This window comes from Citrobacter freundii complex sp. 2025EL-00176 (genome assembly GCF_053309355.1).
Window position 1 is genome coordinate 348,794 of sequence record NZ_JBRYHT010000001.1, and the last position, 13,608, is coordinate 362,401.

General features: G+C 52.0%; 14 protein-coding genes. 6 read left to right on the plus strand and 8 right to left on the minus strand.

Features of this window, described 5'->3' with window-relative positions; translation table 11 throughout:
* Positions 1-11: 11 nt before the first annotated feature.
* A complete protein-coding gene (rlmI, locus tag ACVXHP_RS01685) occupies positions 12-1,223 on the minus strand; it encodes a 23S rRNA (cytosine(1962)-C(5))-methyltransferase RlmI (protein WP_447570741.1) in 1,212 nt (403 codons plus the stop codon).
* A gap of 214 nt (positions 1,224-1,437) precedes the next feature.
* Between rlmI and ACVXHP_RS01690 the strand changes: the two genes are divergently transcribed.
* Genes ACVXHP_RS01690 through yccX form a run of 3 tightly spaced genes read left to right on the plus strand, consistent with a single transcriptional unit; the run spans position 1,438 to position 3,118 of the window.
* A complete protein-coding gene (locus ACVXHP_RS01690; RefSeq protein WP_447570742.1) occupies positions 1,438-1,989 on the plus strand; it encodes a YbhB/YbcL family Raf kinase inhibitor-like protein in 552 nt (183 codons plus the stop codon).
* A 13-nt stretch (positions 1,990-2,002) separates the two neighbouring features.
* Positions 2,003-2,791, plus strand: a complete 789-nt coding sequence (locus tag ACVXHP_RS01695; RefSeq protein WP_447570743.1) for a helix-turn-helix domain-containing protein — start codon at positions 2,003-2,005, stop codon at positions 2,789-2,791.
* Positions 2,792-2,836: 45 nt separating this feature from the next.
* Positions 2,837-3,118, plus strand: coding sequence for an acylphosphatase (gene yccX, locus ACVXHP_RS01700; protein ID WP_447570744.1), 282 nt, complete (start codon positions 2,837-2,839; stop codon positions 3,116-3,118).
* On the opposite strand, the gene tusE is transcribed toward yccX, so the two are convergent.
* The 6 genes from tusE to ACVXHP_RS01730 all read right to left on the minus strand — a co-directional run bounded on the left by tusE (position 3,115) and on the right by ACVXHP_RS01730 (position 9,349).
* A complete protein-coding gene (tusE, locus tag ACVXHP_RS01705; protein ID WP_200006950.1) occupies positions 3,115-3,444 on the minus strand; it encodes a sulfurtransferase TusE in 330 nt (109 codons plus the stop codon). The genes yccX and tusE overlap by 4 nt on opposite strands.
* Before the next feature lie 69 nt (positions 3,445-3,513).
* Positions 3,514-4,065, minus strand: a complete 552-nt coding sequence (locus ACVXHP_RS01710) for a LuxR C-terminal-related transcriptional regulator (RefSeq protein ID WP_316130407.1) — start codon at positions 4,063-4,065, stop codon at positions 3,514-3,516.
* A gap of 10 nt (positions 4,066-4,075) precedes the next feature.
* A complete protein-coding gene (locus tag ACVXHP_RS01715) occupies positions 4,076-5,233 on the minus strand; it encodes a CfaE/CblD family pilus tip adhesin (protein WP_447570745.1) in 1,158 nt (385 codons plus the stop codon).
* Position 5,234: 1 nt separating this feature from the next.
* Positions 5,235-7,952 carry a TcfC E-set like domain-containing protein gene (locus tag ACVXHP_RS01720; protein WP_447570746.1) on the minus strand — a complete coding sequence of 906 codons (2,718 nt, stop codon included), beginning with the start codon at positions 7,950-7,952 and terminating at the stop codon, positions 5,235-5,237.
* A gap of 72 nt (positions 7,953-8,024) precedes the next feature.
* Positions 8,025-8,531, minus strand: coding sequence for a CS1 type fimbrial major subunit (locus tag ACVXHP_RS01725; protein ID WP_200006942.1), 507 nt, complete (start codon positions 8,529-8,531; stop codon positions 8,025-8,027).
* 74 nt (positions 8,532-8,605) lie between these two features.
* Entirely contained in the window at positions 8,606-9,349 is a 744-nt protein-coding gene (locus tag ACVXHP_RS01730) for a fimbrial protein (protein ID WP_304697791.1), read from the minus strand.
* 308 nt (positions 9,350-9,657) lie between these two features.
* Here ACVXHP_RS01730 and ACVXHP_RS01735 point away from each other — a divergent pair, with 308 nt between their 5' ends.
* Both ACVXHP_RS01735 and ACVXHP_RS01740 read left to right on the plus strand, forming a co-directional pair.
* Entirely contained in the window at positions 9,658-10,413 is a 756-nt protein-coding gene (locus ACVXHP_RS01735; protein ID WP_316130807.1) for a winged helix-turn-helix domain-containing protein, read from the plus strand.
* Positions 10,410-10,886, plus strand: a complete 477-nt coding sequence (locus tag ACVXHP_RS01740; protein WP_447570747.1) for a hypothetical protein — start codon at positions 10,410-10,412, stop codon at positions 10,884-10,886. Before ACVXHP_RS01735 ends, ACVXHP_RS01740 begins: the two co-directional genes overlap by 4 nt.
* Before the next feature lie 57 nt (positions 10,887-10,943).
* Here the strand turns inward: ACVXHP_RS01740 and yccA are convergent, their stop codons facing one another.
* On the minus strand, positions 10,944-11,603 hold the full coding sequence (gene yccA, locus ACVXHP_RS01745) for an FtsH protease modulator YccA (RefSeq protein ID WP_003035917.1): 660 nt from the start codon (positions 11,601-11,603) through the stop codon (positions 10,944-10,946).
* Positions 11,604-11,872: 269 nt separating this feature from the next.
* Between yccA and ACVXHP_RS01750 the strand changes: the two genes are divergently transcribed.
* Positions 11,873-13,501 carry an ABC transporter substrate-binding protein gene (locus ACVXHP_RS01750; protein WP_447570748.1) on the plus strand — a complete coding sequence of 543 codons (1,629 nt, stop codon included), beginning with the start codon at positions 11,873-11,875 and terminating at the stop codon, positions 13,499-13,501.
* Positions 13,502-13,608 lie beyond the last annotated feature (107 nt).

Here is a 13,608-nt window from a genome sequence, read left to right on the forward strand (position 1 = left end):
CACTTTTCAAGTTACATGATGCGACAGGCAAACCCTTTCAGATACAGCCCTTCCGGGTAGGTAGCGATCACCGGGTGATCGGCGGCCTGACGGAACTGCTCTATAAATTGTACATCACGACCAGCATCTATTGCGGCGTCAGCGATGATTTTCTGAAATAAATCGGTAGTCATCAGTCCGGAGCAGGAGAATGTCAGCAAGACGCCGCCGGGATTGAGCAACTGAATAGCCAGCATATTGATGTCCTTATAGCCGCGGCAAGCGCCCATCAACTGGCTTTTGTTTTCGACGAACTTCGGCGGATCCATCACGATGACATCAAATTTCTCACCGCGATCGCGGTAGGCGCGCAGCAGTTTGAATACATCATCACGCACGAATTCGGCTTTGCTCAGATCCAGCTTGTTCAGTTCCACGTTCTGGCGGGCAATATCGAGCGCTTCCTGAGAAGTATCGACGCTGACCACCTGACGGCATCCGCCCATTAATGCCGAGACCGCAAAGCCGCCGGTATAAGAGAAACAGTTCAGAACCCGTTGATTTTCTACATAACGACGCGTGGCCAGGCGGCTGTCGCGTTGATCGAGGTAATAACCGGTTTTGTGACCGTGTTGAATATCAACCAGCAGCTTCATCCCGTGCTCTTCGATAGGCAGCAGGGCTGGCGGCATTTCGCCCGTTACTGGCCCTTGGGTCAGCTCCATACCTTCTTTTTTACGCACGGCCACGTCGCTACGGTCATAAATAGCGCAGTCCGGGAAAACAATTTGCAGGGCGCTAATCAGCGCGGCGCGTTGATATTCCGCCCCGGCGCTGAGCAGTTGCAATACCAGAAAGTTGCCGAAGCGGTCAATGGTGATGCCCGGCAGTCCATCGGATTCTCCTGCGATCAGACGGTAGCTGTCCAGCCCGTCCTTTTTCGCCAGCCAGTCGCGCCAAGTTTGCGCCTGTTGCAGACGACGGGTGAAGAAATCAATATCGATGGATTCAGACTTGTCGAATGTCCAGACGCGTGCGCGGATCTGCGACGCAGGCGAGTACGCGCCGCGTGCTAACCATTTACCCTGATGATCAACAATATCGATGGTTTCACCGAGGTTGGCTTTACCTTCCATACGTGCGACAGCACCGGAAAATACCCACGGATGGCGGCGCAGTAATGATTTATCGCGCCCTTTGGCTAACACTAAACGAGGATAATGTGGAATTGTAGATTCAGTCATGCGGAGCAACCTCTCACAAACAGTGACGCGGGCTGGAGTAAAGTACCAACCTGAAACTATTAAAATAAAATGGCGCGTAGAGTAGCACAGATGATGCGGTCAATCATCAGCGTATGGCGCTGGGCGTTTCGGCACAAAACGCTATCACAGAGGCACAGTTTCTTTTATACCCACCGTTTACATTGCTATTTCTTAATCAGAAAAAGGAAATGTAATGAAAGCTGTCTACTCTCTGGCTACCGCCGCTATTGTTGCGTTGAGTTTTGATGCCTCTGCCGCCTCGACGTTTAGCCTCACCAGCACCGACATACCCGCTAACCTGCAATTATCGCAAAAACAGGTATTTAAGGGATTTGGCTGCAGTGGCGACAATATTTCCCCGCAGTTGAGCTGGCAAAATCCGCCAACTGATGTCAAAAGTTTTGCCATTACGCTGTTTGATCCAGATGCGCCAACGGGAAGCGGCTGGTGGCACTGGACCATCGTAAATATTCCGGCTCAGGTCCACACGCTTCCTGGCGGAGCCAGCATGGACAAGTTACCCGCTGGAGCAGTTCAGGGACGCAATGATTTCGGTTATGCTGGATTCGGCGGCGCTTGTCCACCTCCGGGCGATAAACCTCATCGCTATCAGTTTACCGTGTGGGCGTTAAATACCGACGCGTTGCCAATTGACAGTAACGCCAGCGGTGCGCTGGTCGGTTTTATGCTGAACAGCCACGTGATTGCCAAAGCTGAATTAACCGCCACTTACGCAAGAAAATAAAGAGGATACACTGGTGCAGGATGTCCATTTTCGCCATAACAACCTTACCACCGCTGAGGTGCGTTCCGGCCATCTGCACCGCCTGCACCGGGTTAAACTGTTTTCTGCTGCTATTTGCCATATTACGCAGGGAAGTAAGGTCATTATTCAGGATGACAATCGTTTGGTTGCAGGGCCGGGTGAGCTGATTATCATTCCGGCGAATACGCCTCTGGAGATTATTAATCAGCCGGAGCAGGGAGCATTTCGCTCGGATTTGCTGTTGCTGTCGACGAGCATCATTACCACGTTTAAAAATAACTGGGTCAAGGATTTCCCTCCGGCAAAATTGACGTCGCTATGCACGCCCATGAGTAACGGACTGGCATTTATGTGGGAAAGCCTGCTGGATGCTGTACGCCAGGACTTACCTGCAAAATTGCAGGAGCATCAGGCGATGGGATTATTGCTGGCACTACTGCACGATGGTGTGGCGGGGCCGCTGCTTATCGAGCGACGGTTTAATCTTACTGAACAGGTGCGACAACTTATTATGTTATCCCCTGCTAAGCTATGGACTGCTCAGGAGATTGCCGGTCACTTGTCCATCGGTACCTCAACGTTACGCCGACGATTGCAGATAGAATCGCAGAGTTACCGGCAGATAGTCGAAGAGGTGCGCATGTCCTGTGCGCTCTCTCAACTACAATCGACCACGCTGCCGATTGGCGAAATTGCGTTACGCTGTGGCTATCTGTCAGGTTCACGATTTACCGCAAGATTCCGCCAGCATTACGGATGCCTGCCGAAACAGGTGCGCTGATGCCTTGTAACTGTTCCTTCATTTATGTTGATTAGGAGAACCGCAATGTCGAATGTCTGCATAATCGCCTGGGTCTATGGTCGGGTTCAGGGGGTAGGATTTCGCTACACCACGCAGCATGAAGCGCAACGATTGGGATTGACCGGATATGCGAAGAATATGGATGACGGCAGCGTAGAGGTTGTCGCCTGTGGCGAAAGCGACCGGGTGGAACAGCTAATGAAGTGGTTAAAAGCCGGAGGGCCGAGCAGCGCCAGGGTAGAACGGGTTCTCAGTGAACCACACCGCCCTGGCGACGAGCTAAAGGGATTTAGTATCCGCTATTAAATACATTTGACCGGTTTCGGCAGGCCGGCAATTTTAGTCGCCTGCTTGGCCGGACCTTTTGGGAACAGACGGTAAAGATAACGGCTGTTGCCTTTCTCTTCGCCAAACTTGTTGGCCATCGCTTTTACCAGCATGCGGATAGCGGGGGAAGTATTAAACTCCAGATAAAACTCGCGTACGAAACGCACCACTTCCCAGTGTTCGGGGGAGAGGTTGATACCTTCGTTTTCGGCGATTTTCTCCGCCAGCGGTTCGCTCCACAGCGTAGTATCTTTCAGATAGCCTTCGCTATCGGTCTCAATTTCCTGGCCTGCAAAAATGAACATAGTGCTCTGTCGATAAAGTAAAAACCGCCCCTAGTCTAGCAAATAAGGGGCGGCGTGAGAAACCTCGACCTACAGAAGCAGCTGCAGCAGATTGTTGGCATTAAGCTTCTTCAGCGCGTTACATTTATACGTCGATACCTGTTTTTCGCTAATCTGCGTCATATGCGCAACATGTTTCACCGATTGCCCGTTAACCAGCCTGTCGAGAACATTGAACTCCATGCCTGTCAGACAACAATTCAGGCTGCGTACCCGCCGGGGCTCTTTCGCAAACATATACGGCGCATCCACGACGGCAAGTCTGTCATCAATGATATACAAGGTCAGCGTGGTAAAACGCTTTCGCAAATGCGTTGCCAGTGCCCAGCCTTTTTCATTGCACACCAGATAAACGGTTCCCTCCCAGCGCCGGGCCTCCAGTTGCAGCAGAATGTCGACCAGCGCCAGATGCGTCCTCGCGACGGAAAAGCGGCAACGCACAACGAGGGTGTCGCAGGCCAGCATCGAACGACGCCACTTTACCGTGCCGCACTTCACCTGAGTCGGAGCGTTACGGCGCAGAAGGGCATAGCGTAACCCTTCGGCATAAAAACGATTATTATCAAGAATGACGTAATTCACGGCGGCCTCTTTATAACGTACTGGGCGTGTAGATAATGCGTAGCGTACCGGTGTAATCCCCGGCATTTTTACTGCTGGCGGTAAAGGCAGGCGTTTTCAGGATAATAGGGGCTGGTACGCACAATACGCTCTCGCGCCCGCCGGGCAGCACGACCTGACGCAGATACTGCGGATCGTTTGTGCCTTGCCAGACCACGGTTTTACCGTTAGCGACGGTTTCGGTTGCGCCAGTGATGGGATTGGTGACAAAGACCTGATAGTCGAGACGATCCCGCGCATCGGTTTGGCTTCCGCCGCGTCGCCGGATGGAAAACGCGCCTTCGGCACGGCCTGAAGTGGTGAGCTCGTCGTCCTCAAACCGAAGATAAGTGCGGGTGCTGGTACTGTTTTTTCCGTCGTACAAGCACATATCAAGCGTGTTTTCCCCCTTGATTTCACTGCCGCCCGGCCGCCCTGGGAAGTTAGTCAGGTTAAGGTTAACGATAGGCGTTGAGTGTGGAAATGCCGGCAGATATATTTGCTGATTACTCGGATCGACCACTTCAATGCGAATATTTGCCTGCCAGTTGGCGATGCTGAGATAGCCAGGACATCCGACATTTACGTCATTGAAGTTCCCGCCACAGTCGGCGCTCCCCCACTCACGCAGGTTCTGCTTCAGCGTGGCGGTCCAGATCCCTGGCAGGGCGAGCTTATCCAGTTCGCTTTTCACGATAAAGAAATCGAAGTAAGGCTCTCTGTTCCAGGCCGTGATATCTCCTGTTCCGCCTGTGACAAAACTGGCAAAGGTAAAGACTTTATTGTTGATAAACATATGGTGTTCGCCATACACCTTGATATCTACCGTTTTGCCGGTGAGGGCGTGGGTAAAACGTAAATTGATGGCATAAGGCGCAGCCGGGTTCGCCGAGAACCACACCGGGGCGGTCATGCAGGCGCCATTGGTGGTGTCGGTACGGGATAAGCAGGTCAGGGTATTGCGTCCCCACTTTTGCGGATCGACGGCATCATAGCCACTCGGTTCATGAACCCAGATATCAAAACGTGCAGGCGGTGCCACGCGATCGTAGCTTATACCGACGCTGGAGTTTCTTCCCGCAGGGGCGCCCGCCAGCACCTGGCCAGCCCACAGGAGCAGGAAAAGTAAAATAATAAGGCTTTTGTTCACATCATTTCCCTTTAGTGAGGTTGCCTGCATTCATGGCAGTCGGGCCAGTCGGCACGCTACGTCCGGCGAGCATCAGTTGGGCCTGTTGCTGGACCGTATCCGGCAGGGCGGAGAAAGTTAATTCCCGACAAGGGATCGACCCGACGTAGCGCACGACGTCGCGCATACTTTTCACGTTTAGCGCGCACTGATAAAACTGCTGCTGACGCACCAGGTAGAGGTTATGCAGCAAAGCGTCGCTTTGGGCGCTAAACCCGCCGTTGCCAAGGTCGCTCCAGCCGTTTACATTCAGTGGCACGCCGCCAATAAACGGCGAATGTTGTTCGTCAGTTAACTGGCCGAGCCATGTATAGCTTGCGGTGGTTTGCACGTGCCGACGCAGCAGTTTGCCTGGCACCATAAACAATGTTCTGCTGCCGGAACCTTGTGTGATTTCACTGCTGGCACCATGGGAGACATCCAGCGATTCGTTAATCGTCAACGTCGTCTGCTGATAGCCCGGCACGGCGAAGAGGGCGCGGCTATTGCCTGGGATGTCTGCGCTGCCGCCGTTATCCAGCGAGACCGCGACGCTCGGATCCTGGGAATCTTCCGGCGTGGCCACGTTAACCGCGATGGCTGAAGCAGGACGTCCGTCGCTCCAGCGTCCCAGCCACAGGCCAGATCGCGACAGCGCGAGCGTTGAGCTGTAATTGCCGCTGCTGCTCAGGGTATGACGCCCATCCTGACGATTCCAGGCATCGCTGACGGTCAGACTGCCGTTGCCATAGCGCCCGCCCTGGCGCGTATAGGCAGAGGCATTGAGCGAATCGCTGTTAATGCCTGACGCGCTCAGTCCATACTCATTTTCACCACGTGCATCGGCATACCAGTTGTGCGCCACGTTGTAGCTCAGCTGGTTTTTTTCTTGCTGCTGGTGCTGCCACGTTGCGCCCAGAGAGGTATAACTCGTCGCATCGCCCTGACGGTTATGAGCCATTGACAGGCTCACGCTCAGGTAGCCGCCTTTATCCCTACCTTCGCGGGAGTCATCGTTACGCATAAAAAGGTTAATGCTGCTGTTGATGTTCAGGCCGCTCGCGCTGAAAGCCGTACTCAAGCCGCCCTGCCAGGCCCGCGTGCGTGAGCGGGTCATATAAACCGACTCCCACGGCAAACCCGCATCATGGCGATCGTCACTGTCCGGGAGGTCCCGACGAGCAACGTAACGACCTTCGTTGCGGTTATCCGAATATCCCAGGCTCGCGTACCAGGTGCCGACAGGGACGGAAAACATCACCGACAGGCTTCGGTAACAGCCATTTACGGCGTCAAAACCTGCGCTTCGGGTATTGCAGTGTTCTGCTGATAACGCGTTGCGATAGAGGCTCAGTGAAAAACCGTCGTTATAGCTGATTTGCTGAATATTGCCGCGTTGACCTTCGCTGCCGTATAGGTAGCTAAAGCGGGTACTTAGCACGCCATCGATCGGGCCGGTGTTGAAACCACGGCTCCAGTCGAGCGCATTTTCCAGAAAACGCTGGTTTTTCTTTATCGTTGCGCCGCTGGTCAGCGCCAGCGTCGGAGTGACAGGCAGGCGGATGCCCGCCTGCGCGACCGCGCTGCGTTCATCGTTTTGATCGTTATTGTCAGTTTCGCCCCCCTGCAGGAACCACTCGACGCGGTCGAAAGGGGTTATGCCTGTGCGGGTAAACGGTACCTGCTCGGTGCGCGTCAGCCGGTTATTCTCATAGACAGACAACGTCACGGTATAGCTCCCGTCCGGGAACGAACGGGCGTCCAGGGTTTGCGCCCCGGCATTCAGATAAAAACTGGCCAGCAGTTGATTACCCCGGCGGGCGTCAATACGCGCATCGTGAGAAAGCAATACGGTGATAGGCGTACCCTTGGACTGCTGAACCGGATTGATCCATGCCCTTGTCGAGCCTGTGCGCAAGCCGCGAATTTTGCCCAGCGGCAGTTGGCTGAGATTGATATTCCCGCCGGCATTGCTGAACAGATCGCGAGTGTCCATCTCGCCCAACTGGACATAGTATTGCCGCCAGATATCCTGACGAAACCAGGCATTGTTGACGGTTATCTCCTGTTGCTGCTGGTGTTTCGAGCGTTGCCCCATCCAGGTCCAGTCGAGGTTAAAGTAGCCGTCCTGGGTGAGTGCCAGCGCGCCATTGCCCTGAACGGTGGCTGATTGGTAATCCCTGTCGGCAACAAAATTTATATTCTGTTGATGGATCAACGCATTCTCGGTGTCCTGCGTGGGCTGATACCATTGGCTGTCAGTGGTTTGTTTAGGCAGAAATTTCTTGTCGAAAAACAGATTAATACGGGCGTTATTCTCATCATAGATAATGGCCGCACGCTGGGTATCAAGGTAATCGCATCCCGTTGCGGAGCCATTGCTGCTGCATGCCAGGTTGCCGTTACGGGCCAGTGGAACGGCCAGGGCGGCAGACACGGTGGCAACGAGGGCAGGATCGTCATTAAACTGCCGTTTGATGGCTGCAACGACGGTATCGGGCGCGACAAAACTTACCGTTTCAAGCGTGATATCCGTTTCAAAAAGGCCAAGCGACTCGCCATAGAGGTTTACTTCTGTCCACAGGCGCTGCGTTTTCGCTAGATCTTCGAAACCTGCCGGGACGGCCATCTCTGCGCAGGCGAGTTGGATGGATGCGGGTAACAAAGCAACTAAGAGGAGAGTATTTCTGTGAAACGCCATGAACGAGCCTCGACATCATCCTGACGTCAGAGGGTGGGCACCCTCTGACGTTATTCCTTAGGTACTGTGGTGTTACGCACCGCCTTCCGTGGTCGTCGCCTGCGTCAGCATCAGGCTGACAACGCCGCTGTACTGACCGGTTTTCAGAATGCCTTTGGTGGTCTGAGAAATGGTCAGTGGCAGTACCGCTGAACCGTTTTCAATGTTGCCTGGGAACAGTTCAGTTCCGGTAAACTCGGCATCGGTGGTAGACAGTGTTTTATCACCCAGAATCACCGTCATCGGTACAATCTGGTCACCATCCGTATTGGTGAGCTTTGCCGCACTAACGAGGCGCACTTTGACGTTGCTGGTGGCGGAGTTAGACCACACCTTGGTGTTCAGGCGGTAGCTTTCCAGACCACGACCAGGCAGATACTGCATGTCGATGCTGGCTGGCAGCGGCGTGTTGTCGGCCTGGGTCATATCCAACTGTGAGTCAACGCTGGCGTTAACGGTAATGTCTTTTTGAATCGCCAGTGCGCTAAAGGACGAGGCCATCGCGGCAACAATCATCAGAGGTTTAATATACTTACGCATTGATATCTCCATATTTACAAATGAGCACCTTGGCTCTTTAAACGAACTACGTGGGTTTTTACTGTGATGCCGTGTTATTGCACGACGGGTAAGTCAGCTTCTTCAGCGGTTTTATTCACCCAGTTGAAGTAGCGGAATTTATATTTTTGGCCTTGTTTCTGTGTGAGCGTTTTTAATTTCCGTTCAGTGTCCGGATAAATCGTCGCGTCTTCTTTTATCCATTTACACGATGAATTTGCATCACAAATACCAATCTCTCTGAGCGGCACACGCAGCGTGCCGCTGTTTTTTAACGTCCCCCTGCGAGGGTCGATCGACAGTGAAATTACGTTTTCTTCTGGCGCAATATGGACCAGTGCGCCCCAAATCACATTGACGCCCAATGTTGCCATCGCCGCAGGACTTTCTGCCTTGCCGGGAATAATGCTGTCAGGTTGTTTTACCCCTTCAAAATAGACGCGCCAGGTGGTCTCTTTTTTCGGAGGCATAAGCGATACCAAACGAACTACGCGCATCGCGCCTGCCGCGAGAGCAAATTTTTCGGGCGTAACCACCACGCCACCTTCTTTCCACGACGCCACGTCAATTTCTTTTTCCTCGGCTGTTCCGGGATTAAGAATTTTCTTTTGCCTCACTCGAATGAACTGAATATCATCCGTTTTTGAAGCCACCTTAATTTGCGCCGCACCGGATCTGTCTACGTTCAGTTCCATGGGATACACGCTCATATTGGCCATTGTCATTTCTGAGAAAAATGGCAATGACAGCGCGGCGACATAAAAGGCGGTTGTCATGCTGACTCTTTTTTTCTGTTTCACAATCAGTCTGCCTGCTCTGAGTTTAAAGGCGGCGCGTTAACACCAGGACACCGTCTGCTTTCGTATCGCTTCAGGGCAGGGAAACTTTAACCAGAACAGCGGTTTGTGAAAATTTGTATTAGTTAACTCGTTATATACAGTTTTTTATCCTGCTTTTCTGGCTTTAAGGTTGTATAGTTAAGCGAAAATACCGCGACCAGGGATGGGAAGAAAATTCCTTCTGATGAAAAAACAAGCAAGTCAGGAGGCGGTTTTCATGTCGATGTACCAGGGAATAAAAAGCATGCGGTTACAGCCGAGAATAAAAGATGTTTTTTATATGCAATAATTCGTTGTTATTTGATCCTGAAGCACATGCAATAAGCCTTGTTGGACAACCTGAGTCTGTATTAACACTTTCGGCGCCAGCCGTTCGTCTTTTACAGGAATTTATTAAACACCGAGGACGCGACCTGAGCCGGGAGGAATTGATCGCTCGCGTATGGGAAGAGTTTGGCTTTACGCCATCCGGAAATAATCTTAATAAAGCGGTAAGCGAACTGCGTAAAAGCTTCCAGTCTTTGGGAGAGGGGCACGAATTTATCGTCACAGTCCCGCGCTATGGATTCCGTTTTGATGCCGATGTAATTTTTCAGCCTGGTGAGAACATTCAAGCCGCTGAGCCGCAATCCCCTTCTACGCAACCAGACGTACAGCCCCGGCGCACTTACCTGAAAAGGTGGTTGATTATAGCGATAGTGATCGTCGCAGCGTTGGGGGCGGGCATTTACCTTAGCCGCCCGCAGGAGATAACCGTGCCGGCGAAATTAAAGCCGGTCGAGGAAAAAATCGCGCGCTGCAGTATCTGGATTATCAACGATCATGGACGACCGTTAGTGCTCTCGAAATTAGCCGAGCGACTGGAGGCCAATAATGTGGCTTGCGAGCGCGAGGAGTACGATATTTATTATTTCAGTGCCCGTTTTTCGCTTGCCGCTGCTGATGAAGTATTCATTGGCGCTTGTCCGGTCAGTGAAACCAGCTTGTGTAAAACCATTCGCTATAAAAGCGGGGCCGAAAAATGAAAATAAGGCTTCTTTTTGGATTGGGCGGTGCTGTGGTCGGCGGCGCGCTGGCGCTATTTTACTATTGCGGCGCGGTCGGCAAAACAGATGTACTGGCCTGCAGCACTGAATTTAACTTTACCCGCAATGAGGGGAAAGCTAGTGAAGTGAAGGTCAATACGATTGCCCAGTTCTATTTTCATCGGTACGGTACAGGATTGACCACCTATAAAGGTGCGGCAAGAGCGGGGGGGCAAAATTTAATCATTGACAGGGATGTGGACTTTACGTGGGAGCGGCGGGACGATGACAACGTCATTGTATTGAGTTACACCAAAACCTGGCGTCGCCACAATGATAATACTCCCGATGCCCAGTGGGGAAGCTTCGCCTGGCCGACCGCTCGCTACTATCTCACCATCTCCGAACTTTCACCTGCCGTGTGGCTGATTCAGGACCGGCGTTATCCTACCTATATCTGCCGGGGTGAATAAGGTATAAAAAAAAGAGAATGCCAATGGCATTCTCTTTTTTCGTATCAGTGATGCTGCTTAATCGCGGCTGGCGAAGCCCAGAATGCTCAGCAGGCTGACGAAGATGTTGTACAGCGAAACGTACAGGCTAACAGTTGCGCGGATGTAGTTGGTCTCACCGCCACGGATGATATTACTGGTTTCAAACAGGATTGCGCCTGAAGAAATCAGAATAAACACCGCGCTGATCGCCAGATGCAACGCTGGCAGTTGCAGGAAGATATTTGCAACCATACCAATCAGCACCACCACGATACCTGCCATCAGCATACCGCCGAGGAAGGACATATCTTTACGCGTGGTCAGCACATACGCAGAGCAGCTGAAGAAGACCAGCGCCGTTCCGCCCAGCGCCATGCCGATAACATCACCCATGCCCGCAGACAGGTAGGTATTCAGAATTGGCCCCAGAATGTAGCCCAGGAAGCCGGTAAAAGCGAAAGCTGACAGAATACCAACGGGTTTATCCGCCGTTTTATAGGTCAGGAACATCAGACCATACATACCCACCAGCGTCAGGATAAGTCCCGGAGAGGGCAGCATCAGCACCGTGCTGGCGGTCGCAGTGATCGCCGAAAACGCCAGCGTCAGGCTGAGCAGGAAATAGGTGTTGCGCAGCACCTTATGTGTGCTGAGTAGCGATGTACGATCGCGCGAAGAACTAATAATACGATCCATGAGTCACTCTCTTATGACAGATGTAATTAATGATGAAGGATAATGAAATCAAGGGGAATGACACAGCGGTTTTACCCATCTTTACGCATTTTAACCCGCCAGGCTCAAGCATATTATTTCAGCAAAAGCTCCCGAATCAGATGTTAGCACTGTATGTGTAAAAATGCCTGTTAGATATCTGCCAGGTAACTGAAAAATATTGCGTTATTCCCGGTTCTCTCTGACAGTGACAGCGGTGTCATCATAAACAGAGCAATAAGGTAAAGGGAATGACTCAAGATAAAACGAAGAGATTTACATTTACGCTGTTGGCTGTCTGTTTGATGTCGGTAAACGGCGCGGCAAGGGCAGCAAATGTTCCCGCAGGAACAGTACTTGCAGAAAAACAGGAACTGGTGAGAAACAACGGCAGCGAGCCGGCGTCGCTGGATCCGCATAAAGTCGAAAGCAACGTGGAGTTTAATTTAATCAGCGATATGTTCGACGGCCTGGTGGCAGTTAAGCCGGATGGGTCTGTTGAACCCCGTCTTGCCGCATCCTGGGAGAATAAAGGTAACACCGTCTGGACCTTTCATTTACGTCCAGGCATAACCTGGTCGGATGGATCTGCTATCACCGCACAGGATGTCGTCTGGAGCTGGCAGCGTCTGGTTTCGCCGCAAACGGCTTCACCTTATGCCTCGTATCTGGGCAATATGCACGTGATGAATGCGGTCGATATTGCGTTGGGTAACAAAGATCCCGCCACGCTGGGGGTTAAAGCCCTGGATGATACCACGCTGGAAATTACCCTGACGCAACCGACGGCGGCATTTCTGGCGATGCTGGCGCACCCGTCGCTGGTCCCTTTAGATAAAGTGCTGATTGGCCGCTTTGGCGATAAGTGGACTCGCCCAGAGCACTTTGTCAGCAGCGGGGCGTATAAATTATCGCAGTGGGTGGTCAATGAGCGCATTGTTGCCGAGCGTAACCCGCATTACTGGGACGATCGGCACACGGTCATTAATAAAGTCACTTACTTGCCCATTAGTTCAGAGTCTGCTGACGTTAACCGCTATAAGGCGGGTGAAATTGACATTGTGTACAGCGTACCGGTCAATCAGTTTGCGCAGTTGAAAAAGACCATGGGCAATGAACTCCATGTCTCGCCTCAGCTTTCAACCTATTACTATCAGTTCAATACAACCAGAGCGCCCTTTAATGACCCACGCGTGCGTCGGGCGCTGAATATGGCGTTGGATAAAGACATCATTGCGCAAAAGGTGATGGGGCAAGGGCAACGTGCGGCGTGGGTTATCAGCCAGCCCGAAATTGGTGGGGTACAACTGCATGCACCAGAGTATGCGTCGTGGCCACTCGACAAACGCCTTGCTGAAGCTAAAAAATTGCTCACGGAGGCCGGATATGGTCCAGAACATCCATTGAGCTTAAATCTGCTCTACAACACCTTCGAAACGCACCAGCGTATTGCGATTGCCGCATCGTCGATGTGGAAGAAAAATCTTGGTGTTGAGGCGAAGCTGCAAAATCAGGAATGGAAAACCATGCTGGATACCATGCACACCGGTAATTTTGACGTTGTGCGCTATGCGTGGATAGCCGACTATGACGATGCCTCAAGTTTCCTCAATATTTTCCGTACCGGCGACAGTGAGAACACCACTGGTTACAGTAACCCTGCCTTTGATGAAGCGATGCATAAGGCAGCGAAAGCAAGTTCATTGGAAGAGCGAGGTAAATACTACCAGCAGGCCGAAGCTCTGTTAGGTGAGGATGTACCTGCGATTCCGATTTATCACTATGTTCGCACGCATCTGGTGAAGCCGTGGGTGGGGGGATTTGCACCGGATAACCGCGGAAATTACTACACCAAAGATATGTACATCAAAAAGCATTAAGCGTGGCAGCCGCTATTTGTGCTGAATAAATGGTCAATCTGTTTTTATTTCAGTCGATTAACACTATTTTGGCTGTTTTTCAGGCAAACGAACACATTGGTGCTTTA

What these genes read in the sequence shown, in the direction of transcription:
- rlmI (WP_447570741.1), bottom strand. Translation starts at nt 1,223, where the DNA reads ATGACTGAATCTACAATTCCACATTATCCTCGTTTAGTGTTAGCCAAA.
- ACVXHP_RS01720 (WP_447570746.1), bottom strand. Translation starts at nt 7,952, where the DNA reads ATGGCGTTTCACAGAAATACTCTCCTCTTAGTTGCTTTGTTACCCGCA.
- yccX (WP_447570744.1), top strand. Translation starts at nt 2,837, where the DNA reads ATGTCGAATGTCTGCATAATCGCCTGGGTCTATGGTCGGGTTCAGGGG.
- yccA (WP_003035917.1), bottom strand. Translation starts at nt 11,603, where the DNA reads ATGGATCGTATTATTAGTTCTTCGCGCGATCGTACATCGCTACTCAGC.
- ACVXHP_RS01725 (WP_200006942.1), bottom strand. Translation starts at nt 8,531, where the DNA reads ATGCGTAAGTATATTAAACCTCTGATGATTGTTGCCGCGATGGCCTCG.
- ACVXHP_RS01690 (WP_447570742.1), top strand. Translation starts at nt 1,438, where the DNA reads ATGAAAGCTGTCTACTCTCTGGCTACCGCCGCTATTGTTGCGTTGAGT.
- ACVXHP_RS01750 (WP_447570748.1), top strand. Translation starts at nt 11,873, where the DNA reads ATGACTCAAGATAAAACGAAGAGATTTACATTTACGCTGTTGGCTGTC.
- tusE (WP_200006950.1), bottom strand. Translation starts at nt 3,444, where the DNA reads ATGTTCATTTTTGCAGGCCAGGAAATTGAGACCGATAGCGAAGGCTAT.
- ACVXHP_RS01735 (WP_316130807.1), top strand. Translation starts at nt 9,658, where the DNA reads ATGTTTTTTATATGCAATAATTCGTTGTTATTTGATCCTGAAGCACAT.
- ACVXHP_RS01740 (WP_447570747.1), top strand. Translation starts at nt 10,410, where the DNA reads ATGAAAATAAGGCTTCTTTTTGGATTGGGCGGTGCTGTGGTCGGCGGC.